This is a genomic window from Janthinobacterium sp. PC23-8 (assembly GCF_002250505.1).
Classification (GTDB): domain Bacteria; phylum Pseudomonadota; class Gammaproteobacteria; order Burkholderiales; family Burkholderiaceae_D; genus Janthinobacterium.
Genome location: NZ_NJGY01000002.1, coordinates 515,815 through 540,551 on the forward strand (window position 1 = coordinate 515,815; position 24,737 = coordinate 540,551).

Consider the following 24,737-nt stretch of genomic DNA (forward strand, 5'->3'; position numbering starts at 1 on the left):
GGGCGGCTCAAATCGTCACGCCGCCGTCGACGCACAACGCCTGGCCGGTGACGCAACGCGATTCGTCGCTGGCCAGGTAGACCAGCATCGGCGTGATGTCGTCAACGGTGGCCAGGCGGCCCAGCGGCTGGCGCGCGATAAAGTCGCGCTCGGCCAGCAAAGGGTCGGGCGCCGCAGCGATGCGCGCGCGCAGCGAAGGCGTGTCGACAGTGCCGGGGCAGACGGCGTTGCAGCGGATCTGCTGGCGCACGAAGTCGGCCGCCACCGCCTTGGACAGGCCGATCACCGCGCCCTTGCTGGCGCCATAGGCATAGCGGTTGGCAAAACCCTTGATGCTCGACGCCACCGAGGCGATATTGATGATGCTGCCGCCGCCAGCTGCCACCATGCCCGGCAGCACGGCGCGGATCAGCCTGTGCATGCTCGACACATTCACGTCCATGGTGCGTTCCCAGGCCGCGTCGTCGCAGTCGAGCACCGTGCCATGGTGGACGATGCCGGCGCCATTGAGCAGCACGTCGACATGGCCGTGGCGCGCCGCCACTTCGGCCACCAGCGCGGCAATGCCGGCGCCGTCGCACACGTCGAGCACGCGGCAATGGATATTCGGGTGCCGCAAACGGCCAAGGCCGGCCGCGTCGATATCGCAGGCCCAGACCTGGGCGCCCTGTTCGGCAAAGGCCAGCGCGGCCGCCTTGCCCATGCCGTTGCCGGCGGCCGTCACCAGCGCCGTCTTGTTCTGCAAGCGTGCAGTCATGTTTGTCTCCTTGAAGTATTTTTTAAGTTGTTGCCGGTAGCGTGCCGCGCTCAGGACAAGCAGTTCACCTTCATTTGATAGGCCAGCTCCAGCGGCTGCCCGGGCTCAAACCGCAGGCAGGTGGCCACGCCGCGCGCGGAGACGGGATTGGGCGCCGTGCTGGCCGCCACGCCCCAGTCGAAGTAGCTGCACACGGGCTCCATGCCCAGCGCATAATGGCGCCCGCTCCAGGGCCAGGCCTGGCGCCCGCCGTTGCTGATCCACAGCAGGCACGAGGGCAGCACGGCCGCATCCCAATCGAGGACGAAGGCATAGCCCTCGTCGAGGTTGCTGACCGTCATGCGGCCCTCAACGCCACACAGCTGCAGCAGCGACTCGGTGTGCTGCGCCAGCGGCAAGCGCGACAGGTCGAGCGGCACGCCGGCGGCGCCCGGCACCCCGGACAAGGCGGCAAACCGCGCGCCGGGCTGCAGCACATCGGCGCCCGCCTCGTGTTCACGCGGCAAGGTCAAGCCAAAGTCGAACGCCCCCGCCGTCACGCGCAGCGCGCCCGGCCGCTCGGGCAGGCGCAAGGTCGGATGCAGACCCAGCGGCAGCTCGCAGGCGCGCCGGGCCGTGACCTTCAGGCGGCAGCGGATCGCCGCTTCGCCGTCCACGCCGTCGATAAAACGCTCGACGCTGGCCAGCGGGCTGTCGGGTGGAAAGTCGTAGCGCAAATGCAGATGGGCAGGATCGCTGGCATCGTCGAAGCGCTGCCACCGTTTGTGCGCGGGCCAGCCGTGGATGGGATGCTCGAACGGCGCCGGGCCGCCGCCGAACGGCACGCAAGGCCATTCGCCACGGCCGTTGGCCATCAGGCCCGTCAAGGCTTGCTGGCCCGGTGGCAGGGCTTCTTTCGCCCAGGGAAATACGGCAAAAGGCTGCACCTGGCGGCCATCGGCCACGATAAACGTCACGGGGCCGAGCATGGCGCCCGATGGCTCGACCATTCCCTGCCCATGCGACCATTGCAATATCCAGCTTGTCACGGCTTACTCCACAAAAAATTGCTGATGGCTGATATGGGAAAATGCCAGGACCGATTCCTTGACCCGCGCAAAATGCTCGGCCAGCGCCGCCGCCAGCAGCACCTTGTCCTGCGCGAACAGGGCGTCGACGATGCGCAGGTGATCGCCAAAGGCGCGCTGGCTCGACTCTTTCCATTCGCGCGAGATCAGCATGCGTGCCCGGTCCACGTGCTGCTTGCCCTGGTTGACGATATGCCACACCGGCACCCGGTCGGTCAGTTCGAAAAACAGCTTGTGCATGGCCTCGTCCTGCGCATAGAAGCCTTCGTAGTCCTTGGCGGCCAGCACCTGCCGTTGCAGCCCGATAATGTGCTCGATGCGGGCGCGGCCGTTGCTATCGAGCCGCGTCACCAGGTCCATCAGGTTGGCCGTCTCCAGCGCGCCGCGCACAAAGGCGCCCTGCTCGATCAGGCGCACGCTGATGCGCGAGACCACGCTGCCCGCCTGCGGGAAGATATCGAGCAGGCCTTCGGTCGACAGTTCGCGCAGCGCCTCGCGCACGGGCGTGCGGCTCAGGCCAAACACCTCGGCAATCGCCGCCTCCGACAGCGGCGTGCCGGGAATCAGGCGGATCGCCAGGATGGCCTGCTTGAGCATATTGAACACCTGCGGCATATACGGCAGGGCCGGATCGATGCGCTCGGCGCCGATGGCCTCGGTCAACATGCGTACCTGGTCAGCCTGGTCGGCGCGCTTGGGCAATTTGGTTCTGGTCTTGGTCTGCACTTGTCTGTTTCACTCTCATGGACGCGACGGCACCGGCGCCTATGCGATCGCCAGTCCCATCGAATAACGGATGCCCACCTCCAGGCCGCGCAATTCGGCCAGGCCTATCATGCGTCCGGTGCGGGAGTAGCCCGGATAATAACCGCCATTCTTGTCGCCATCCATCAGTTTGCCGTGATCGGGACGCACGGGAATGCCCCAGTGGGCCATGCCGGCCGCCTTGCGGCGCTCTTCTTCCTGCACCAGCACGCGCATGGCCTTCGGCATGTCGACCGAGCCGAACAGGTGATTCGACTCGTAAAACGAACCTTCCTTGCCCGGTACATGGCTGACGTTGCGGAAATGAATGAAGTACACGCGGTCGGCAAAACGTTCCAGCATGGCGGCCGGATCGTTGTCGATGCAGCTGCCGAACGATCCCGTGCACATGGTCAGTCCCGAGTTGGGCGACGGCACGGCGGCGAACAGGCGCTCCACGTCCGCCTCGCGGCTGAGGATGCGGGCAATGCCGAACACCGGATAGGCCGGGTCGTCCGGGTGGATGCACATCTTCACGCCGGCCGCCTCGCAGGCCGGCATGATTTCATTGAGGAAGCTGTACAGATTGTGGCGCAAAGCTTCGGCATCGATGCCGCGATAGCGTTCGAGCCGGCGCAGGAATTCGGCCGGGTTCAGGTCTTCCACCGTGCCGGGCAGACCGAGCAGGATATTGCCGGTCAATTCCTCGCGCGCGGCCGGGCTCAGGTCGTCGTAGAACTGGCGCGCCGAGTCGAGCGCCCACTGCGCATAGTCATTTTCGGCGCCGGGGCGTTTCAGGACGAACAGGTCGAAGGCGACAAAGGCATCGATATTGCAGCCGGAAATGGTGCTGCCGTCCGGCTGCTCGATGTGCAGGTCGGTACGGGCCCAGTCGAGCACGGGGATGAAGTTGTAGCAGATGGTTTTCACGCCCTGCGCGCCCAGGCGCGTGACGTTTTCCTTGTACAGCTCGATGTAATGCCGGAAATCGCCCGAGCGCGTCTTGATATCCTCGTGGATCGGCAGGCTTTCGACCACGCTCCAGCGCAGGCCGCTGGCGCGCTGGCCTTCGGCATCCCATTCGATTTCGCGGATGCGTTTGGCGATTTCTTCCTCGGGCCAGGCGGCGCCGCATTCGAGGTGATACAGCGAGGTGACCAGGTCGGTAACGCCCGCCTGGCGGATATCGCGCAACGAGACCGGGTCTTGCGGTCCGAACCAACGCCAACTTTGTAACATGATGCCTCCTGATGATTCAATAACGAGTGATGAGTGATAAGTAAGCCTGGCGCCATCAATGGCGTTCGCGGTCGACCAGTTGATTGAGCAGCACGGCCAGCAAAATCAGCGCGCCGCGCACCACGTCCTGCCAGAACGGATTGAAGCCCCACAGGGTCATGCCGTTGAGCAGCACGCCCATGAACATGACGCCGATAAACGTGCCCCAGATTGCGCCCCGGCCGCCCAGCAGGCTGACGCCGCCGATAATCACGGCGGAAATGACTTCCAGCTCCAGCCCCTTGGCCACGGTGGAATTGCCGCTGTTGATCAGCGAGGCGTAGATAATGCCGCCGATGGCCGCGAACAGCGAGGTCAGCATCAGGCACGCGGTCTTGGTGCGCCACACATCGATGCCGGACAAGCGCGCCGCTTCCAGGTTGCCGCCGGCCGCATACACTTCGCGCCCGAAGGTGGTATAGCGCGACACCACGTGCATGGCGGCAAAGATGACGGCGAAGATATACACCGGCACCGGGATGCCCAGCCAGCGACCGCTGCCCAGCTGGCCGAACCAGTCGGGAAACGATTCGATCGGCGTGCCGTCCGTGATCAGGTTGGAAAAGCCCACCAGCATGGCCATCATGGCCAGGGTGGTGATAAAGGTCGGCACGCCGATATGCTGGCGCAGCTTGCCGGTGACAAAACCGACCAGCAGGCCAAAACCCAGGGTGGCCGCCACGCCGACGGCGACGATGGCGACCGACGGCTCGAGCACGTCTGGCGGCGTCAACTGCCTGATGATCCAGGCGCACAGGCAGCCGGCGGCGGCCACCAGCGAGGCCACCGACAGGTCGATCTCGCCGCTGATGATGACCAAGGTCATGCCAAAGGCGATGATGCCGGTGACGGCAACGTTGCGCAGCACATTGAGCTGGTTGTCCAGCGACAGGAAGCCGGTGGCGGTAAAGCCCAGCAGCACATACATCAGCAGCAAAATCAGTTCCATCGGGTGGCGCAGCACAAACCGCTGCAGCCTGCCGGGCGGCGTGCCTCGCACTGCGCTGGCGGCGGGCTTGATATCGGCAATGGTCTGGCTCATCGTGTTTCCTCAACTTGGGCAACCATGCAGGCTGCATACAGCGCCCTGGCGCCGATTTCGGGTCCATATTCTCCGGCCAGGCGGCCATTCTTCAGTACCAGGATGCGGTCGCAGACGGCCGGCAGCTCTTCGAGCTCGGTCGACACGACAATGGCGGCCAGGCCGTCATTCGACAATTGCCACAGCGTCTGGAAAATTTGCTGCTTGGCGTGCAGGTCCACCCCACGGCTGGGCTCGTCAAACATCAGCACGCGCGGCGCGATATTGAGCCAGTTGCCGATCACGATCTTTTGCTGGTTGCCGCCGGACAGCGACGACACCGGCAACAGCGGATGGCCGAGCTTGATGCGCAGCGCGCCGATCTGCCGCGCCACATGGGGCTGTTCGCGCAGCAGCGAGGTCCAGCCGCGCCGGCCCATGCGCTGCAAGCCGGCCAGGCACAGGTTGGCGTGGCAGGATAGCTGCTGCACCAGGCCCTTGGCCTTGCGGTCTTCCGAGGTATAGCCCACGCCCAGGTCGCGCATGCGGCGCGGCGTCGGCTCCTTGACCGGCACACCGCCGACGATGATCTGGCCAGACGTGATGCGGTCGGCGCCGAAGATACCGCGCAACAATTCCGTGCGTCCCGAGCCCAGCATGCCGGCAATCCCCAGCACTTCGCCCTGGTGCAGCTTGAACGAAATATTGTCGAGCAGCCCCCTGATGCAGAGGTCTTGCACTTCCAGCACCACTTCGCCGCTGGCCGGGCGCGCCGCGCGCGGCGCGAATTGCTCGACCGTGCCGAACATCATGTCGACCACCGTTTCCGGCGTCGCGTCGCAGGTGTCGATGGCGCCGATAAACTCGCCATCGCGCAGCACCAGGATATCGTCGGCGATCTCGTGCAGCTCGGCCAGGCGGTGCGACACGTAAATCATCAGCACGCCCTGGTCGCGCAGGCGCCGCAGCAAGGCGAACAGATGGGCGATTTCATCGTTGGCCAGCGCCGAAGTCGGCTCGTCCAGTTGCAGCACGCGCGGCGAAAACGACATGGCCTTGGCGATTTCCACCACTTGCTGGCGGCCCACCGACAGGCTGCCGGCCACCGCGTGTTCGTCGATATCGGTGGCGCCCATTTCGTCCAACAGGGTGCGCGCCTGCCCGAACAGCACGCTCCAGCGGATAAAGCCGCCCACCTTGGGCATGCGGCCAAGGAAGATATTTTCGGCCACCGTCAGTTCCGGTATCAGGCTCAGCTCCTGGTGCACGGTAACGATGCCGCGCCGCAAGGCGTCCTGCGGCGCATGGAAGTCGAGCACCTCGCCGTCGAGCACAATGGTGCCGGAGGTGGGCCGGGTGGCGCCGGCGATCATCTTGATCAGGGTGCTCTTGCCCGAGCCGTTCTTGCCGATCAGCGCGTGGATGCGCCCGCCGCCCAGGGTGTGGCTCAGGTCGCGTACCGCGCAGTTCTTGCCGTACTCCTTGCGCAGCGCGCAAAAAGCCAGCGTGACGCTGTCACTTCGGTTCATGCCGGGCTCTCCCCTCGTTGGGTATGGGCACCGCCGGCATGGCGGCGGCGCGTGGGTGTCATGCGCTCGCCGGCGTCAATTCAAGCGGCGCAGCTCCTTGATGAACGCTTCGACGGCCGGCTTGTCGCCGCGCGACAGCAGCTTGACGGGCACCAGCTGCTCGGCCGGCACGGTTTGGCCTTTCATGACCGCCAGCGCATCCTGCACGCCTTTTTCGCCGACCACGAAGGGCTGTTGCGCGGTGGTGGCTTGCAACACATTGTCGGCCGCCAGGAGGCCACGGCCCAGCTGCTCCGAGCTGTCGGTGCCGAACACAAACACCTTGCCGGCCTTGCCCGCATTGCGCACCGCCTGCATGGCGCCCACCGTGCCGCCTTCGTTGGCGGCGTAGATCACGTTGATGTTCGGATTGGCCGTCAGCATGTCGCCGGCCACCGCCACCGCTTTTTCAGGCAGCCAGGCATCCTGCTCGGCGACCACCGCGACCTGCGTGCCCTTTTTGACATTATCGAGGAAGCCGCCGGTGCGCTCGCCGCTCTGGCCCGGCAACAGCGACTTGAAGGCCAGCACGGCCACGTTCGCCTTGCCGCCGAGCTTGTCGTTGATAAAGGTAGCCGCCGCCGCGCCGGTCGACAGCCCGATATCGCGGTCGCTGGACTTCACATGGCCCTGCACCACACCGGCCTTGTCGATGCCGGTGCCGACCGTGATGACGGTAATGCCCTTGGCGCGCGCCCGTTCGATGGCCGGCAGCGAGTTGCTCGGATGCAGGGCCGTGAGAACGATGGCGTTCACGCCGCGCGCGATAAAGGTGTCGATGGTCTGCGCTTCCTTTTCAATCTTGTTGTCGGTATTGGCTTCGAGCAAGGTCGCATTGCCCGCCTTGGCGGCGGCGCGCATGCCGGCCAGCACGGTTTTCATATAAATATCCTGCTGGAACACGATGCCGGCGATGACCGGCTTGTCGGCCGCCTGCGCGCTCGAAAGGCCGGCGCCGATGACGGTACAAGCGGTCACGGCCGCCACCATTATTTTTTTAGCGAAATGCATGTCTTTGTCTCCTGTTTTTATAGTGGAAAAACACTGCCTTGCTGCTTTGCTACTTTTTGCGACTTCAGCCCAGCTGCACCAACAGGCCGCCATCGACCACGAACTCGCTGCCGGTGCAATAGCTGGCGCGCGGGCTGGCGGCAAAGGCGATCATCTCGGCCACCTCGTTCGGTTCGCCGATGCGGCCGATCGGTATGCCCTCGCCCCATTGCGCGAAGACCTGCTCCTTGCTGGCGCCGGCGCCGAACTTCTCGAACGACAGGTCCAGCAGCGGCGTGCGGATCGAACCGGGACTGACGGTATTGGCGCGGATGCCGCTGGCCGCGTAGTCGTTGGCCAGGGTGCGCGTAAAGCCGAGGATGGCGGCCTTGCTGGTGGCATAGGCCGCCACGTCGTGCTGACAGGCCGTGCCCTGCACGGAAGACACATTGACGATGGCGCCGTCGCGCTGCGCCACCATATGCGGCACCGCATGGTGGGCCAGCAGGAACACGCTTTTCAGGTTGACCGCCATCACCCGGTCCCACGTCTCTTCCGAGGTTTCCGTGGCCGAGCCGTAGGGGTGGATGGCCACCGTATGCACGGTGATATGCAGGCCGCCCAGGGTAGCGATGGTCTGGGCTAGAGCCGCCTTGACGACGCTGCCGGTGGCCGCGTCGCCCGAGATCCCCAGCAACTGGACATCGTGCGCAGCGGCAAACGCCACGGCCTCGTCCACGCCGCGGTCGGCCAGGATGGCGACGCGGGCGCCCCGCTGCGCCAGCAGCACGGCCGCATGCAGGCCGATGCCACTCGAGCCGCCCACCACCAGCGCCACCTTGCCGGCCAGCTCCTGGGCAAATTGTTGCGATGAATTCATCAATCCTCCTTGTTTGCCAGCCATGTTGATGGCGGTGCATCCACATAAAGGTACTAGTACCTCAGTTAGCAAACAATAGCATGGCTTTTATCGTCATGGCAATCGTTTTTGGGTTGATTTAAAACAAGACTGGCCCGCTTGTCAGGCGGGCCAGAAAGGACCATCGGGATGCATAAAAGGTAAGGCTACAGCTTTTCCATCTTCTGCCGCACGGCCGGCGCGGCGCTGGCCGTCGGTGCCAGTTCCAGATAGGTTTTATAGGCCACCTTCGCCCTGGCGCCATCGCCGGCCTTGAAATAGGCGTCACCCAGGTTCAGGTAGGCGATTGCACGCGACGGGTCCATCTTGACGGTATTTTCAAACCAGCGCGCCGCTTCGCGGTACTTTTCCTGCTTGTAGAACACAAAGCCCAGGTTGTTGGCGGCCAGGGCGAAGTCGGGCCGCAGTTTGAGCGCTTCCGTAAATTGCGCTTCGGCCAGGTCGTACTGCTTTTCCTTGTAATGCTGCAAGCCACGGTCGTTGGCGCGCTGGGCCAGCTGGCGCGTGGTGCTCGGCACGGCGCCCGGCGTGACGAGCTTCTGTTCGCCGCCCTGCAAGTCCCTGACCGTCACGCTGGCCGCCGCCGGCTTGGCGTCGAGCTTGCTGTTCATGGCGATCGCTTCGGTCGACAGCTGCGTCGTGTTGGGGCTGAGGAATTCCGTCTCGCCCGGCAGTTCGAACACGAAGTCGCCGCCTTCGGACCCGGGCAGGCTGCCAAAAGCCGGCGTCTGGTTCGATACGCTCGACACGGCCGGTGCCACGTAGGCCGCCAGTTCGGTGGCCGTGATCAGGCCGTCGCCGTTCAGGTCGGCCTTGCCGGCCAGGCCCTGCAACAACGTCCAGGTAAATACCGAGTGGCCGTTCGGGCCGCCATCGGCGACCAGCTGGTCGCCGCCGCCGGCCGTCAGCATTTGCCGGCCGATGCGCTTGGCGTTATCGCGCAGGAAGGAACTGCTGCCGGCGCCGCGCGTCAGGCCCAGGCCGCTGTAACAGGCGTCCATCACGAACAGCGCGTGCTTGGCCGTCAGGCTTTCGGCGATATTCTGGATTTCCGTCATCGGGATCGCGTCCGTGGCAAACTGCGCCGGATCGGAGTCGGCCGGCACAATATAGCCGAGGTCGCGCCCCGAACTGAGCTTGCGCGTGGCGCCATGGCCGGCAAAGAACACAAAGATGCGGTCGTTCTTCTGCACGCCGCCATGGGCCAGCCTGTCGTGGAAGGCTGCCAGGATATTGTTGCGCGTCGCTTCCCCATTTTTCAACGTCACCACGCGCGCGGGCGCAAAGCCGAATTTGTCGATCAGGGTTTCGCGGATGCTTTGCGCGTCGCGCACCGCATATTGCAGCTTGGGCCACTTGGCGTAGTCGTCGATGCCGATCACCACCGCCCAGGAATTGGCGTAGCCGGTCGAGATGGCCACTTTCTCGGGCGCCGGCGCCTCGCCCTTGGCCGACTTGAACGTGGTGCCGTCCCAGCCGGCGAACTGATAGCCTTCGGCCACCAGGCGCTCGAGAATGGCCGGCAAGGCTTTGACGGTGCGCTCGTGGATATCATGGAACAGGATAATGCCGCGTTCCGCCTTGTCGACCGAGGCCAGCACGCGATTGGTAATCGAGCTCGGCACCGGGTCGGCCCAGTCCAGCGAATCGATATTCCACATCACCGATTTGAGGTGAGCGTCGGCCAGCGCGGCCATGCCTTCGCTGTTGCGCGCGCCGTAAGGGAAGCGGAACAGCGCGGCGCGCTCCGGGCTGATGGCTTTCAACAAGGTGTCGGTACCGAGGATTTCGCCCTTGAGCTTGTCGCCGGTTTCCTTGGACAACTGTGCATGGGTAAAACTATGGTTGCCCACTGCATAGCCCTCTTTCATCAGCTTGCGGCTCACTTCCGCGCCCGCCCCCAGCCTGGCGTGGCCCTCGGCGTCCAGGCTGCCCAGGTTGCGGCCCACATTGAAGAACACGGCCGGCACGCCATACTGTTTCAAAATTGCGCTGATCTCTTCCGTGTAGCGGCGATGAGGGCCGTCGTCAAAGGTCAGGACGATGGTTTTTTTCGGCAAATTCAAACCGAAGATTTCCGCATCCTCCTTGTTGACGGCCGGTTTGGGTTCCGGGATGGAACCGGCCGGCGGCTTGGCGTATGGCATGACGACGCCGTTTTCCTTGAGAATCTGCTCCCGGTTGTACAGTTTTTTCAGCTGCGCCACATAGTCGTCCCAGCGCTCGCGCTTGAGTTCAATGGCGCGCTGGCCCATGTTGCCGAAGATCTGGCGTATCTCTTTTTCGTAATTGCGTTCGATTTCGGCCAGCGCATCAAGGTCTTCCGAAATGCGCTTGTGCAGCTTGATCGCCGGCAGCGAGCCGTCTTTCGCCACATCGGCCAGCAAGCCTTGCAGCAATTCGCGGAAGGCCAGGCGGTCGGCGTCAAACAGGCCGGGGTCCGATTCGATATAGGTCAGCAAGCCATCGATGGCGTCGAAGCGGCCGGGATTGCCGGGCGCCATCAACTGGTCCAGCATCGTATCGAGCCTGGCGCTACGCTCCTGGTTGTCGTGGAACAGCGCCTGGCCCACTTTACGCGCTGCGTCGCGCGCGCCGTCGGGCAGGCTGTCTTCGTCGGCCAGCAGCACGATGATCTTGCGGAAATTGGCCAGCAGCTCGCGCAGCTGCGTGGCAACCGCCTTGGCATCGGCGCTGGCTTTGCTGGCGGCGGCGTCCTTTGCTACTGCCTCGGCGGACGGCTGGGCGGGCGTGGCGGGACGGGTAAATGCATAGACGCCGGCGCCAAAGGCCAGCGCCACTGCAACGGTGGCGGCAATCTTGATCGGCTTGGAAGTCACAACTGGGGTATTCCCTTCAACTACGGAGGTCTGCAAGAACTTGCTTGATCCGTAATTGTAGAGCACGCCAGCGACTTGCGCCGTTCGATTTATTGCCGACAGTCACCATCGTCGGCTGCGGCGGCCTCGCGCAGCAGGCGCTGCACCACCGCCGCGTCGCCGATGGCGCCCATGGCCAGCAGGGCAAAGCGGGCCAGGAACAGCGGCGCGCGCTGCTCGCCGATGCCGCCCATGGTATGGCACAGCTCGGTGTAGAGATTGTCGAGTTCGATGTCGCTCATGCTGCCTCCGTGGTCAATATTGTTGTGAGCGCCTGACGCACTTGCGCCGGCGTTACGTCGTGCCAGCGCCCCAGCACATGGCCGTCGGGCCGCACCAGGTAAAAGCTGCCCTGGCGGGCGCCGAACAGGGAAAACAGCTGGCCCGCATAGTCCCAGGCGCACAGGCCACCCGCCTGCGAGGGCTGCCGCGCCAAGGCCAGCGTGGTCACGCCTTCCAGCGCCAGCAGCTCTGCCGGCACGGCGCCATCGTCGCTGAAATACAGGCCCACGCAAGCGCCCTGCCCCAGCTTCACCAGGTCCGTCACATGGGCGGCGCGCCGCGCTCCACGCTCGACCAGCGCCAGCGGACACTCGGGCAGCACCGCGCCTGGCGCCGGGCCGGCCGCAAAGACCGCGCTATCGGCCACGTTCAGGGGCGACTGCGCGTAGGCAATCGCACTGGTCTGGCGCGGATTGATCAGAGACCGTACGTGCGGATGCTTGCAGGCCAAGCCCAGCACGGCCGTGCGCATCAGCTCGAAGGCGAACGTGGGCGGCGCCATGAATTCCGTGCTTTTGCTGCCGTGACGCAGGTTTTCATGGGCGGCAAACACGCGCTCATCGGAATAGCTGTCCAGCAACATCTCACCGGCTCGTCCCTGCACCACATAAGCGAGCTTCCAGGCCAGGTTGTCGGCGTCGTCGATGCCGGAGTTCGCGCCGCGCACGCCGAAAATCGGCACCAGGTGGGCGGCGTCGCCGGCAAACAGCACGCGGCCGTGGCGGTATTTTTCCAGGGTCAGGGCATTGGCCTTGTAGAGGGTGATCCAGACCGGGTGCCAGGGCGCGGTTTCCCCCATCATGGCCAGCAGGCTGTCGACACGCGGCGCGACGTTGTCCAGCAGCACGGCCGCCTGGGCGTCCTCGTCGTCGCGCAGCTGGTAGTCGATGCGCCAGATATCGTCGGGCTGCTTGTGCACCAGCACGGTCGAGCCCGGGTTGGACGGCGGATCGAAGTAGGCCAGGCGCTCGGTCGGACGATCGCTTTTCAGGTGGATATCGACGATCACATAGCGGCCCTCGTAGCTGGTGCCCCGCAGTTTCAGGCCAAGGGCCTCGCGCACCGCGCTGCGCCCGCCATCGGCGGCCACCAGCCAGTCGGTGTCGATATTGTACGTCTCGTGTGGCGTGGCCACGGTGACGCTGGCGCCGCTCTCGCGCTGCTCGACGGCGATGACGCGCGTCTGCCAGCGAATAACGATCAGATCGCCGTGCAGTTCGGCCGCATCGAGCAAAAACTGTTCGATATGGTATTGCGCCAGGTTGATCATGGGCGGCAACTTCTGGTTGGCGTCCTGCGGCATGCTGAAATGCAGCACCTCCTCGTCACGGTAAAAACTGCGGCCACCGGCCCACGGCAAGCCTTTCGCCAGGAAACCGTCGAGCGCACCCAGGCGGTCGATGATTTCCAGGCTGCGCCGCGAGATGCAGATGGCGCGGCTGCCCGTGCACACGCCATCGTCGGCCTCGACCAGCACCGAGCGCACGCCGTGGCGCGCCAGACCCAGCGCCGTGGCCAGGCCCACCGGGCCGCCGCCAACGATCAGGACTGGCGTGTGTTCGCGGCCCTCGCCCGCAGATTTGCCTGGAGGATAAACCCTGGGCACGTGGGGATATGGTTGAAATGCAGGTGTCATGATGATTCCTTTAAAATAGCTGGCTTTGCCTGGCCACGGGAGATCGGCAAGGTCAGCACGATGACGGCGCCGACCACCAGCAGCGCGCTGGCGTACAGCAGGCCGGTGGCAAAGCTGTTGGTCTGGTCTTTCAGCCACCCCACCACGACCGGGTTCAGGGCCGAGCCGATATTGCCGGTAGCGTTGATGACGGCAATGCCGATGGCGCGCGCGGCAAAGCTCAGGGCGCCATCGGGCGTGGTCCAGAACACCGACATGGCCGTATAGGCGCCGGTCGAGGCCATGCAGATGCCCAGCAGTTGCACCACCGGATTGCCCGAATACGCCGTCAACAGCCAGCCAAAGGCCGACAGCAGCATCGGCCAGACGATATGCCAGCGCCTTTCCTGCAAACGGTCCGAGCGGCGGCCCCAGGCGATCATGCCGGCCACCGTGCAGACCTGCGGTATGGCGGCCAGCAAGCCGATGGTGGTATTGCTGGCGCCGTTATTGAAGCTTTTCACGATCAGCGGCGTCCAGACCGCCACCATGGCCAGGGTATTGACCAGGCAAAAGTAGGCGAGGCCAAATTTCAGCACGGTGGGCGAGCACATTTCGGCCAGCACTGATGGCTTGTCTGATCCCGAAGTGGGCGGTGCTACCGGCTTTTCCGCCTCCAGCATGCGCGCCAGCGCCTGCTGTTCCAGCTTGCTGAGCCAGCCCGCCTTGCCCGGCGCATCGTCGAGATAGCCATACACGGCCAGTCCCAGCAGCACGGAAGGCAGGCCTTCGAGCAGGAACAACCATTGCCAGCCAGACAGGCCCCAGTGGCCGTCGAGCCCCAGGATCAAGCCGGACAAAGCGGACCCGACGGCGGCCGTGACCGGCATGGCGATCATGAACAGGGCATTGGCGCGCGCCCTGTGGCTGCTCGGAAACCAGAACGTCAGGTACAGCAACATGCCGGGCAGGAAGCCCGCTTCCGTCACGCCGACGAGAAAGCGCAGCAGATACAGGCTGGCGGGGCTGCTGGCGAACATGGTGGCGGTCGACGCCAGGCCCCAGGCGATCATGATGGAGCCGATCCAGCGCCGCGCGCCCAGGCGGGCCAGGATGATATTGCTCGGTATGCTGCAGGCGATATAGCCGATATAGAACAACGTGGTGGCAAAACCGAACTGGGTGCCCGACAGGCCCAGCTCCTGCATCATGGTCAGGCCGGCAAATCCGATATTGATGCGGTCGAGAAAGGAAAACACGAACAGCAGGAACAGAAACCACAGCAGGTGGCGCGATACCTTGCGTATCACTTGCTGTTCCAGCTGCGTGGTGGCGGCGTCCCGGATCTGTGGCCCGGGGGAAGGGGTGGCGGTGGCCAGAGTCATGCTTGTCTCCATAAGGTCCTTGCCACGCCGTGCTTGTTGTTATTGGCGTGGGCTGCCGGGTGATCCCGGCTTGAGACACAGTATGCAGACGCCTACGTCCTTGCTTGTCCCCATTTTGGGGACATTGCTGGTTCGAAAGGCGTATGGCGCATCACGCCGTCCGCGAGTCGACGCACAGCGCAAACAGCTGGCGCTGGCTGGAAATGCCCATGCGCTTGTAGGCACGCTTCTGGTATGTGATCACGCTCGACGGTTGCAAGCCCATGGCGTCGGCGATTTCAACGGCGCTCAAACCTTCGAGCACGCCACGCAGCACATCGAGTTCGCGCTTGCTGAGCTGGGGGCAATGCCGGCGCAGGCTGGCCAGCATCATCGGCGCCACGCCCTGCACGGGCTGGCCGTTGAGGCGGTAATGGTGTTGCACGCCGTGGGCGAACAGCGGCGCCAGGGTCTCGATGGCGGCGATTTCGGCGGGCGCGAACGGGCCTTGGGCGCTGTCTCGGTAGAAATTGACGGAAAGCCAGATATCGCCGGCCGGCCGCACCAGCAGCGACAGGCGGTCCGACACGTTCGGGCGTTGATAGCAGGCGGCGCGGTAGCCGGGGTGGGCGATCTCATCGCTGGCCTGCTGGTGCAGCACGATGGCGGCGTCCAGCCTGGGCGACGCCGGGGCGATCACGCTCTGGTTGCCGTCGAGCGCATAGTAGTGGCGCGCGTAGCTGTCGGCGATGTCCTGCAAAAAGCGTCCACCGCGCCGGTCAGCCACGGCCACCGTGCGCGGCCGGTTGCCGAATTCATAGGCAAAGATCGTGCACTGGACGATGGGCGCGGCGCCGGCCACGGTGTTCAGGATGGCGCCGGCCATGGCGTTGACGTCGTCATGGCCGATCGCGCTCATCAGCTCGAAGGCGCGGCCCAGGTCCAGCTGGCCTTGCGCTTCCTTGCGTTCGACCTTCCAGTAGCGCATGGCCGCTCCCCGTCGCTATGAGTGCTGGGTTGACCGCTGGTGTTACTGCTGGCGCTGCGGCAGCACCCAGTCCGGACGGATGTAATGGCAGGTGTAGCCGTTCGGCAGCCGCTGCAGATAATCCTGGTGCTCGGGTTCGGCTTGCCAGAATGGGCCGGCGGGCGCCACTTCCGTCACCACCTTGCCCGGCCACAGGCCGGAAGCGTCGACGTCGCGGATGGTTTCTTCGGCCACCAGCTTCTGTTCGTCGGTGGTGGTGTAGATGGCCGAGCGGTAGCTGGTACCGCGGTCATTGCCCTGGCGGTTTTCCGTGCTCGGGTCGTGGATCTGGAAAAACAGTTCGAGCAGGCGGCGGTAACTGATGACGGCCGGGTCGAAAATGATCTCGATCGCCTCGGCATGGGTGCCGTGGTTGCGGTAGGTGGCGTCGGCCACGTCGCCGCCCGTATAGCCCACGCGGGTCGCTGCCACGCCCGGATAGCGGCGCAGAAGATCCTGCACGCCCCAGAAGCAGCCGCCGGCCAATATTGCAGTTTCAAGCGCGGTGTCAGTCGTATTTGCCATGGTGATGTCCTTGTTCAGAGATGGGCCATCTTACCGCGTCCGGGGATTTTCTTCAGGGCGCTATCGAAGCGTAGCCCAGGCGTTTCAGTTGCGCCGCCTGATAGGCGCCGATCGCGTCATTGAACAGGCAGCGTATCAGCGGGTCGTCAGTGATATCGGCCTGTTTCAGCTCGGCGAGGATGGCGGCATCGAAATCGGCGTCGTTGATGCGCAGGTACATCGACGTGAGCGACTCGCCGAGCACCAGCGCCGCATGGCATTTCGCCAACGGCACATCCGTGGTCCAGGACGGCGCCTCGTCCGTCTCCGGCACCAGATCGATCAGGTCGCCATCAAGGCGGTAATGCAGCACCGTGGCCGCGCCATCGTGGCCGTACAGCGACAATCGCCACAAACGCGGCTGCTGGAAATAGCTGTCCTCGAACAGTTCCATGTCGCGGTAGCGCGCCAGCAGGCCATGGCGGCAGAAATCGAGCACCAATGCCGCCTCAGCGTCGCTCAAGGCGGGAAAGCGGCGCGCGATGTCCGCCGTAGCCGGCGGCATCAAGCCAGGCCGGTAATCGAAGTCGAGATCCTGCGGCCCCACCGGGATCACCCACGGCAGCGGCTCGGCAGGGCTCACACCGTGCGCGCCGAGCAGCACCGACACCGAAGGATCGAGCCGCAGCACGGTTGCCTTTGGTACCGCCGCCGCCACCTCGCGCGCGAACTGGCGGTAAGTGACGGGAAACATCGCGTGGTTATACCAGGACCAGTGTTCCTGCACGAACTGGCAGGAGCTGGGCACGATATAGCGGGGACGCAGCGTTTGCAGCTGTTCGATCCAGTCGTCGGGCAAGCTCAAGCGTGCAGGACCGGCCAGCCTCGGCGCGATCACCGCCACCTCGCGCATGGTCTGGAACGGCCACAGCACCATGTCCCACGGCCCCAGCGCGGCCAGCTGCGCCAGCGTGTCGGGGCCGATCCAGGAGTCGACCACGTTGAGCACGTTCATGCCTGCGGCGCGCACCTGGAACAGCGTATCGACATCGTCGTCGAGCGCGCGGCGCGGTGTCACTTCGATCGTGCCCACCGTCACCGGCACATCGACCTGCAGGCGCTCGACCTTGCCGAAGCCCAGCGCGCGTATCATCGCGAACAGCTCGTCGAAGATGCAGTACAGGTAGACCGGCGTGGCGCGGTCGAGAAAATGCAGGCTTTCCAAAGATAGGTGGTCGTCGTGGAAATGCGAGATAAAGACGGCGTCGAGGCGCAGCTGGCGCACCTGTGCATGGTCGAAGCGCACGTCGGGAAACGCGTGGCAGTTGCGGCTGAACGGGTTTTCGACGATGGGATCAAAAGCGATGATGGTATCGTCGCAGTCGAAGACATAGCCGGCATGCAGGATGCGGGAGATTTTCAGGGGCATAAAAGTATCTGAAAAGGCAGCGCGCCATGATAGCCGAGAATGGCGCGCGCCAGGTGCGGCTCAATACGGATTGTTCAGCACATCCATCGCAAAATACGTGAAGATCATGTCTGCCCCCGCGCGCTTGATGGCGCCCAGGGTTTCCTGCACCACGCGGCGCTCGTCGATGGCGCCGGCTTGGGCGGCGAACTTGATCATCGCGTATTCGCCGCTGACCTGGTAGGCGCCGATCGGCAGGCGCGTCGCCTCGCGCAGCTCGCGGATAATGTCCAGGTAGGCCCCGGCCGGTTTGACCATCAGCGCGTCGGCGCCTTCGGCTTCATCGATCAGGGACTCGCGGATCGCTTCGCGGCGGTTCATCGGGTCCATCTGGTAGGTCTTGCGGTCGCCCTTGAGGGTGCTGCCGGCCGCATCGCGGAACGGGCCGTACAGGCCGGAGGCGAACTTGGTCGAGTAGGCCATCACCGGCGTGTCGTGAAAGCCTGCCGCATCGAGCGCGCTGCGGATCGCGGCCACCTGGCCGTCCATCGCGGCCGACGGGGCGATGATGTCGGCGCCAGCCTGCGCGGCGATCACTGCCTGCTTGCCCAGGTTCAGCACGGTGCTGTCATTATCGACCGTGTCGCCGTGCAGGATGCCGCAGTGGCCGTGGTCCGTATATTCGCAAAAGCAGGTGTCGGACATGACCACCATCTCGGGCACGGCGTCCTTGATGATGCGCGACATGCGCGCCACCAGGCCGTCCGGATTCAGGGTGTCGCTGCCGTGGCTGTCCTTGTGGTGAGAAATGCCGAAGGTCATCACCGAACGCAGGCCGGCGCGCGCATAGCGCTCCACTTCCTGCGCCAGCTTCGCCTCGGGGATGCGGCGCACGCCGGGCATGGACTTGATATCGACAAAATCGCTGGCGCCTTCGTCGACGAAGATCGGCAACACTAGGTCGCGCGGATGGATCTCGGTTTCGCGGAACAGTTCGCGCAATTGCGGGTTGGCGCGCAAGCGGCGCATGCGCGAGAGAGGGAAAGTTGCTGGCATGGGGTGACTGGCTTCCAGGTTAAAGACCCGGCAAGTATACGCCGATCACGCCGGCTTCGCCGGACGCGGCCTCAAAAAACCGCACTTGCCTCAAGAAACGGCGGCAGGGCGCGGCGCAGGCACGCCGGCCGCACCCTCGGCGTGCACGCTGCGCAGGGTCGACAACTGCCAGCGCATGGCGCTCGCCAACTGCACCAGCATGGCGCCGCGGCGGCGCGCATCGGCGCGTTTTTTCGACGGCACCTCGGCCAGATCGGGTTCCTGGCACGGCGCGCACGGCAGCCGGTAATTGCCGTCGCTGCCAGGCAGCGCATGCAGCTCTTCCCAGGCCAGGTCGTAGTCGGACGAGATCTGCCGGCGCCGGCGCCCGTTCAGGGCGATGCGGTTGGCGTTGCTGACCAGTTCGAGCTGGCGGCAGCCGTAATAGTCGCCCAGGTCGCGCAGCAGCGCCACCAGCAGGTTCTTCGGACGGCAGCCGTGCAAGGCCCGCGTGGCCTCGCGTACGGCCTGCGCGCCGGCGCTCGATCGCAGGCCTTGCAGCGCGCCCAGTTGCACGCTGGCGCCGGCACGGTGCGGGCGGAACAGGAAGCTGGCCAGGTACAGCGGTTCGCCGTCGCGCGTCAGGCGCAAGCACAGCTCCCCTTCGCGATAGCTTTCGTGGATGGCGGTCAGCTGCACCCGGTACAAGGCGCCGTCGCGCCCTTCCACGCTGGCCAGCACCAGCGCGCGGCGCGCGGCGTATTCCACCAGCGGACGCGCGCCGACCTGCCACATGAAGCGGTAATGGCCCTTCAGCAGCGTGACCCGCGCCGCGCAGCCGGTGCCACGCTGGGCGTAAGGCCGGTAGATCTTGTACAGCAGGCAGGGATGTTCCTGCGACAGCGCGGCCATGCCGGGCGTGTCGGCAATAAAGGCTTGCCAGCGCGCCCGCTGACGCGGAAACACCAGTGCGCCCAGCAAGGCTTTGAGTTGATGGCCTTCCCGGTCAACAGCGGGAGGCGCCTGCGGCGTCAGGCCAGCGATAAAAGAGGTCATGGAAACAGTTCTTCGGCGCTCGTGTGTCGATGCGCGGCCAAGGCCGCGAGCAGCCCGGGACAGGCGGCCGCACGGACGTGCGGCCGCTCCGCGACGGGTAGCACGGATGATAGGCGAAGCGAAAAGCGAGGGGGGTTACAAATTGGTAATGTCAGCGATTCAGTGATTGAGCCGCAACCGCACGCACAGGCCGGGCGCCGCATCCTCGACCTCCAGGCTGCCGCCGTGCAGCGCCGCGATCGCCGCGACAATCGACAGGCCGAGCCCGTTGCCGGGCAGATGCCGGCTTTTGTCGAGGCGATAAAAGCGCTGCGTCAGCTTCGGCAATTCGCTGGCCGGCACGCCGGGGCCGTTGTCGGACACGGCCAGCCAGGCGCCGGCCATGTCCTGCCCGCACGACACTTCCACCGTGCTGCCCTGCCCCGCATACTTGATGGCGTTGTCGACCAGGCTGGCCAGCGCGCTGCCCAGCAGGTTGCGGTCACCGCGCGCCGGCAGGTCCGGGCCATGCATCTGCACCAGCAGCACGCCCTGTTCGTCGGCCGTCGCCTCGTACATTTCCACGATATCGGCGCCGATCTGCTGCAGGTCGATATCGCTGAAATATTCGGGCCGCATGCCCGATTCGGCCGCCGCAATCTGCAGCAGCTTGTCGAACACGCGCGTCAGGTCGTCGATATCGGCAATCGCCGATTGCGCCGCGCTCTCGTAGGCCGCCACCGTCTGCTGCTGGCGCAGCGCGCCATCGAGCTTGTTGCGCACACGCCCCAGAGGCGTGCGCAAATCGTGGGCAATCGCGTTCGAGACGTGGCGCACGCCGTCCATCAGGTGCTCGATGCGATCGAGCATGCGGTTGATGTCCCGACTGAGCTTGCCGAATTCGTCGTCGCTGGCCACCGGGATGCGCTGCGACAGGTCGCCCGCCTCGATCTCGGCTGCGGTGCGGCGGATCTGGCCGATGCGCGCCTCGAGCTGGCGCCGGAACAGCCACGCGCCGGCCACCATCAACACGATGGCCACCCCGCCGCCATAGGCGATCGAGCGCAGTACCAGGGTGCGGATGGAATCGCTTTCCAGCATGGCGCGCCCCACGTACAGGCGCGAGCCGTCGCTCAGGTCACGAATCATCAGCCGCGCCGGCACCACGCGGCCTTCGCGCGTGACATTCACGTGCAGCAGCTTGCCGGCCGGGCTGTCGGCCACCGGCCAGCTTGACAGATTGCCCGAAATGCGGCGGCCGTCGGCACCGAGCAGCAAAAAGATCTCGCTGTCGCTGTCGGTGCGGTCGGTCAGCAAATGGGCGATTTCGGCCGACGTCCTGCTGCTGTCTTCGGGAAGATACATCGCCGCCAGGCGGGCGGACAGCACCACCAATTTGCGGTCCACGCTGCGATCGAGCACGCCGATGGTGCCGAAATAGAACACGCCGCAGACGATGGCGATGGAAATGGCCAGCAGCAGGCCGTAACCCAGCGCCAGGCGCGCCGCGATCGACTTAGGCATGCGTGCCGCTTTCCAGCACGCCCAGGGTGTAGCCGACGCCGCGCACGGTGTGGATCAGCGCCGGCGAGAATTCCTTGTCGATCTTGGTGCGCAGACGGCTGACCTGCACGTCGATCACATTGGTTTGCGGGTCGAAATGATAATCCCACACCGCTTCGAGCAGCATGGCACGCGTGACAGACTGGCCCTGGTGCCGCATCAGGTATTCGAGCAGGCGGAACTCGCGCGGCTGCAGCGCGATCTGGCGGCTGGCGCGCGTCACGCGCATGGTGCGCATGTCGAGCACCAGGTCGGCTACCTGCAATTGGGTGGCATCGGGCAGCGGCGCGGCGCGGCGCAGCAGCGCTTCGATGCGGGCCAGCAGCTCGTCGATGGCGAACGGCTTGGACAAATAGTCGTCGCCGCCGCTGCGCAGCCCGCGCACGCGCTCGTCGACGCTGGACAAGGCCGACAGCACCAGCACCGGCGTATTGCGGCCCATGCCGCGCAGGCGCGCGACAATCGCCAGGCCGTCGATCTCGCCCGGCAGCAAGCGGTCGAGCACCAGCGCATCCCACTGCTCGCCGCAGGCCAGGCGCATGCCGTCAACGCCATTGTCGCAGGCCGTCACGTCATGGCCGGCGTCGCGCAGGCCGGCGCAGATATAGCGGGAAGTATCGGCTTCGTCTTCGATGACCAGGCAGCGCACGGTGGTTCCTTATGAATCGGTGGAAATATGCGCAGCATACGCCAGGCGCGCCGCGCTTGCCAGCCCCAGGCTGGCAAATGGGACAATCATCCTGCCCCGCGTGCGCAGCGCGGGCGATTGCAGGCTCAGGTACAATATGCGCTCGACCTCGATGGGCCGCGCCCGCGCAGGTGCGCCCGCTACAAACCAAGCACACAGCCATGAAATCCATTACTACTCTCGCACTGGCGCTGGCTTTGGCCATTGCGCATGCCGGCGCCATCGCCAAAGACACCAAGCAAAGCCTGCTGTTCGACGAAATTCCCATTGGCAGCTGGAGCACCTCGGCCGAACTGGGCGCCATCACCACCTCGGGCAATACGGCCGGCACCTCGGTCACCGGCAAGATCGACGCGCGCCAGGAACTCGACGACTGGAGCAACCAGTACATCTTCAGCGGCTATTTCAAGGAAGACAAGAATGTCGACAGCGAGGGCCACCGCTACCGCGAGCGCTCGGCCGAACGCTTTTCCGCTTCGGGCAAGGCCGCCTACAAGCTGATGTCCGACAATGAAAAACTGTTCGTGCTGGCCTCACACGTCAACGACCGCTTCGGCGCCTATACCAAATATTCGACCCTGGCCGTCGGTCATGGCTCGCGCTGGTACCAGTCCGACGACAAGAGCGTCGATGTGGAAATCGGTCCGGGCTACTTCAACGGCACCAACGACGAGGGCGTGTCCGAACACGGCCTGACCATCCGTGGCGCGGCCGCCATGAAATGGAAAGTGAGCCAGTCGTCGATATTCACGCAAACGGTCAGCGTGGAGCGCGGCACCTCGAACACCCACTCGATCGCCGAATCGGCGCTCAGCGCCAAGATCAACGGCACCATGCAGATGAAAGCCGCCTTCAGCGCCCGCAACGACACGCATGTGCCGGATGACAAGAAAAATACCGATACGCAGACGTCGCTGACGCTGGTGTATTCGTTCTGACGCGCCCCCGCCCATGCTTGCGCGCCGCCTTCCGGCCGGCCTGCTGCTGTGCGCCACCGTGCTGTTCGGTGGTTGCGCCGCCGTCACCGTCTCCGACATTTCGCCGGCCGAGTACCTGCGGCAGCGGCGCGGCGACATCCTGACCACGGGCAAGCTGAGCGCGGCGTCGAATGAAGTGCTGCGCGTTATCGGCGGCGACATCGCCGCCTGCACCAGCAACGTCGGCAACTGCCGCGCCGACCTGGCTCGCTCCACTCTGCTGAGCGACGAACAGCGCCTGGCGACCCTGTCCGAGCTGTGGCTCGATAGCGCCTTGCAGGAAGAAAAACAGGCCGGCGACAACAGCGCCAGCGTGCTGGCGGCCTGGCTGGAATCGGCCCGCCACGCCTATGCCTACCTGTTCTACACCGCGCGCACGCCGGGCCAGCGCGCCTTCGAAGAGCGCCAGACGCAAATCCGCGACTATTACAACTACGCCGTGCAAAAAGCCGTCGTCAACCTGTTCCGACACCACCGCGATTACCGGCCCGACGGCAACACGGTGCTGGTGGCCGGCTGGCGCATCGACAGCGAACTTTCCGCGCTGCACCTGTCGCAGGACGGCGCCCTGCCCGAAGAACTGCTGCCGGCCACCTCGCTGGCGTTTTCTGGCGTGCGCAATGTGTACCGGCGCGACGGCTTTGGCGCCGATCTGGTGGCCGTCATGCCCAAGCCGGCGGCGTCAAAAGACGATGCGGCACCGTACCGGGAAACGCGCTTCCCGGTCGTGACGGCGCTGATCCGATTCAAAGGCAACAGCCTCGATGAAGTGCTGTCGACGCACGATCTGATGCTGCTGCTGGCCGACCCGACCCGCAGCGCCAGCATTGGCATGGCCGGCCAGGAACTGCCGGTGGCGGCCAACTTCACGGCCGGCTATGGCCTGTGGCTGGCACGCTCGGGTTTCGGCCTGCAGGCGCTGCGCACCCTGTTCGGCAGGCCCGAAGGCATCGCGCGCCCGCAGGTGCACCTGATGCAGCCCTACGACCCCTCCAAGCGCACCATCGTCATGCTGCACGGCCTGGCGAGCAGCCCGGAAGCGTGGATCAACGTGGCCAACGAGCTGATGGGCGACGAGCTGCTGCGCCGGCGCTACCAGATCTGGCAGGTGTACTATCCGAGCAATGCCCCGCTGGCGGTGAATAACGCCGCCATCCGCCAGGCGGTGGACGCCACCTTGGCCCATTTCGATCCGCAGGGCCGCGCGCCGGCCTCGAACCAGATGGTACTGATCGGCCACAGCATGGGCGGCGTGCTGGCGCGTCTGATGGTCTCCGACGCCAGGGACACCCTGCTCGACGCCATCGCCGAGCAATATCAGCTCAAGGGCAAGAAGGCGGAAACAGTGCGCGCGGGCCTGGCGCCCTACCTGAATTTTTCGGCCATGCCGCAGGTGAACCGTGCCATCTTCATCGCCGCGCCGCACCGAGGCACCTCGTTTGCCAACTACAAGGTGGCGCGCTGGCTCGCCAACCTGGTGACCTTGCCGATCACCATGCTCGATCAGCTATCCGACGCCGCCGGCAGCCTGGCGCAGCTCAACACGATTGACGCTGCGGGCGACAGCACGCCCGTGCGCATCCCCAACAGCATCGATAACCTCAGCGACAAGGACCCGTTCGTGCAGATGGTGGCCGAGCTGCCCATCAGCCCGAAAGTGCGCTACTACTCGATCATGGGCAACGACACGCCGGCGCTGCCGCTGGCGCAATCGAACGACGGCGTGGTGCCTTACGCCAGCGCCCACCTTGACGGCGCGCAGTCGGAAAAGGTGTTTCCATCCTGGCATAGCGTGCAGGAGAACCCGCAGGCGATACTGGAGATACGGCGGATTTTGCGGTTGGCCGATTAGACTCCGTACTCGACAATCTCGCAACGGAAAACCCAATTATTGATACCCTCGCTGCGGGCGGCTCGGTCGGATAAAGGACCGTATGCTGGCCTGCCAGGATCCACGCTGCTGCGCCAAGGAGTGCGCCAGAGGTGCACGATAGGTGGTGGCCTGCCATCGCAACG

21 protein-coding genes are annotated in these 24,737 nt (G+C 65.0%); 2 read left to right on the top strand and 19 right to left on the bottom strand.

Features of this window, described 5'->3' with window-relative positions; all coding sequences use genetic code 11:
- Positions 1 to 7: 7 nt before the first annotated feature.
- The 19 genes from CD932_RS17510 to CD932_RS17600 all read right to left on the bottom strand — a co-directional run bounded on the left by CD932_RS17510 (position 8) and on the right by CD932_RS17600 (position 21,705).
- Entirely contained in the window at positions 8 to 757 is a 750-nt protein-coding gene (locus CD932_RS17510; protein WP_094444064.1) for an SDR family oxidoreductase, read from the bottom strand.
- Positions 758 to 807: 50 nt separating this feature from the next.
- On the bottom strand, positions 808 to 1,785 hold the full coding sequence (locus CD932_RS17515; protein WP_141213282.1) for a hypothetical protein: 978 nt from the start codon (positions 1,783 to 1,785) through the stop codon (positions 808 to 810).
- 3 nt (positions 1,786 to 1,788) lie between these two features.
- Positions 1,789 to 2,550 carry a GntR family transcriptional regulator gene (locus CD932_RS17520; protein ID WP_094444066.1) on the bottom strand — a complete coding sequence of 254 codons (762 nt, stop codon included), beginning with the start codon at positions 2,548 to 2,550 and terminating at the stop codon, positions 1,789 to 1,791.
- Positions 2,551 to 2,589: 39 nt separating this feature from the next.
- On the bottom strand, positions 2,590 to 3,807 hold the full coding sequence (uxuA, locus tag CD932_RS17525; RefSeq protein WP_094444067.1) for a mannonate dehydratase: 1,218 nt from the start codon (positions 3,805 to 3,807) through the stop codon (positions 2,590 to 2,592).
- 55 nt (positions 3,808 to 3,862) lie between these two features.
- A complete protein-coding gene (locus tag CD932_RS17530; protein ID WP_094444068.1) occupies positions 3,863 to 4,888 on the bottom strand; it encodes an ABC transporter permease in 1,026 nt (341 codons plus the stop codon).
- Positions 4,885 to 6,396, bottom strand: coding sequence for a sugar ABC transporter ATP-binding protein (locus tag CD932_RS17535; RefSeq protein WP_094444069.1), 1,512 nt, complete (start codon positions 6,394 to 6,396; stop codon positions 4,885 to 4,887). Before CD932_RS17535 ends, CD932_RS17530 begins: the two co-directional genes overlap by 4 nt.
- Positions 6,397 to 6,471: 75 nt before the next feature.
- The gene (locus CD932_RS17540) at positions 6,472 to 7,446 is read right to left on the bottom strand and encodes a substrate-binding domain-containing protein (protein ID WP_176461026.1); all 975 of its coding nucleotides are present in this window, start codon (positions 7,444 to 7,446) and stop codon (positions 6,472 to 6,474) included.
- Positions 7,447 to 7,510: 64 nt separating this feature from the next.
- Positions 7,511 to 8,305: an SDR family NAD(P)-dependent oxidoreductase gene (locus CD932_RS17545; protein WP_094444071.1), complete on the bottom strand. Its 795-nt coding sequence runs from the start codon at positions 8,303 to 8,305 to the stop codon at positions 7,511 to 7,513.
- 185 nt (positions 8,306 to 8,490) lie between these two features.
- Positions 8,491 to 11,184 (bottom strand): polysaccharide deacetylase family protein, encoded by a 2,694-nt coding sequence (locus tag CD932_RS17550; protein WP_094444072.1) that lies wholly within the window; start codon positions 11,182 to 11,184, stop codon positions 8,491 to 8,493.
- Between the two features lie 89 nt (positions 11,185 to 11,273).
- Positions 11,274 to 11,465 carry a hypothetical protein gene (locus tag CD932_RS17555; RefSeq protein ID WP_094444073.1) on the bottom strand — a complete coding sequence of 64 codons (192 nt, stop codon included), beginning with the start codon at positions 11,463 to 11,465 and terminating at the stop codon, positions 11,274 to 11,276.
- Entirely contained in the window at positions 11,462 to 13,141 is a 1,680-nt protein-coding gene (locus tag CD932_RS17560; RefSeq protein ID WP_094444074.1) for an FAD-dependent oxidoreductase, read from the bottom strand. Before CD932_RS17560 ends, CD932_RS17555 begins: the two co-directional genes overlap by 4 nt.
- Positions 13,138 to 14,505 (bottom strand): MFS transporter, encoded by a 1,368-nt coding sequence (locus CD932_RS17565; protein ID WP_094444075.1) that lies wholly within the window; start codon positions 14,503 to 14,505, stop codon positions 13,138 to 13,140. Before CD932_RS17565 ends, CD932_RS17560 begins: the two co-directional genes overlap by 4 nt.
- A gap of 151 nt (positions 14,506 to 14,656) precedes the next feature.
- Entirely contained in the window at positions 14,657 to 15,472 is an 816-nt protein-coding gene (locus CD932_RS17570; RefSeq protein ID WP_094444076.1) for a helix-turn-helix transcriptional regulator, read from the bottom strand.
- A 42-nt stretch (positions 15,473 to 15,514) separates the two neighbouring features.
- Entirely contained in the window at positions 15,515 to 16,036 is a 522-nt protein-coding gene (gene msrA / locus CD932_RS17575) for a peptide-methionine (S)-S-oxide reductase MsrA (protein ID WP_094444077.1), read from the bottom strand.
- 52 nt (positions 16,037 to 16,088) lie between these two features.
- Entirely contained in the window at positions 16,089 to 17,444 is a 1,356-nt protein-coding gene (locus CD932_RS17580; protein ID WP_094444078.1) for an MBL fold metallo-hydrolase, read from the bottom strand.
- A 60-nt stretch (positions 17,445 to 17,504) separates the two neighbouring features.
- Positions 17,505 to 18,479, bottom strand: coding sequence for a porphobilinogen synthase (gene hemB, locus CD932_RS17585; RefSeq protein WP_094444079.1), 975 nt, complete (start codon positions 18,477 to 18,479; stop codon positions 17,505 to 17,507).
- Between the two features lie 90 nt (positions 18,480 to 18,569).
- Complete coding sequence (locus CD932_RS17590; RefSeq protein ID WP_094444080.1) at positions 18,570 to 19,514, bottom strand: DUF535 family protein; 945 nt, start codon at positions 19,512 to 19,514, stop codon at positions 18,570 to 18,572.
- A gap of 159 nt (positions 19,515 to 19,673) precedes the next feature.
- Positions 19,674 to 21,017, bottom strand: coding sequence for a HAMP domain-containing sensor histidine kinase (locus tag CD932_RS17595; protein WP_094444081.1), 1,344 nt, complete (start codon positions 21,015 to 21,017; stop codon positions 19,674 to 19,676).
- A complete protein-coding gene (locus tag CD932_RS17600) occupies positions 21,010 to 21,705 on the bottom strand; it encodes a response regulator transcription factor (protein ID WP_094444082.1) in 696 nt (231 codons plus the stop codon). The genes CD932_RS17595 and CD932_RS17600 overlap by 8 nt, the downstream gene beginning before the upstream one ends.
- 200 nt (positions 21,706 to 21,905) lie before the next feature.
- Here CD932_RS17600 and CD932_RS17605 point away from each other — a divergent pair, with 200 nt between their 5' ends.
- Together CD932_RS17605 and CD932_RS17610 are read left to right on the top strand one after the other, a co-directional pair.
- Complete coding sequence (locus tag CD932_RS17605) at positions 21,906 to 22,682, top strand: YdiY family protein (protein WP_094444083.1); 777 nt, start codon at positions 21,906 to 21,908, stop codon at positions 22,680 to 22,682.
- A 13-nt stretch (positions 22,683 to 22,695) separates the two neighbouring features.
- Positions 22,696 to 24,573, top strand: a complete 1,878-nt coding sequence (locus CD932_RS17610) for a triacylglycerol lipase (protein WP_094444084.1) — start codon at positions 22,696 to 22,698, stop codon at positions 24,571 to 24,573.
- The last annotated feature ends 164 nt before the right edge of the window (positions 24,574 to 24,737 follow it).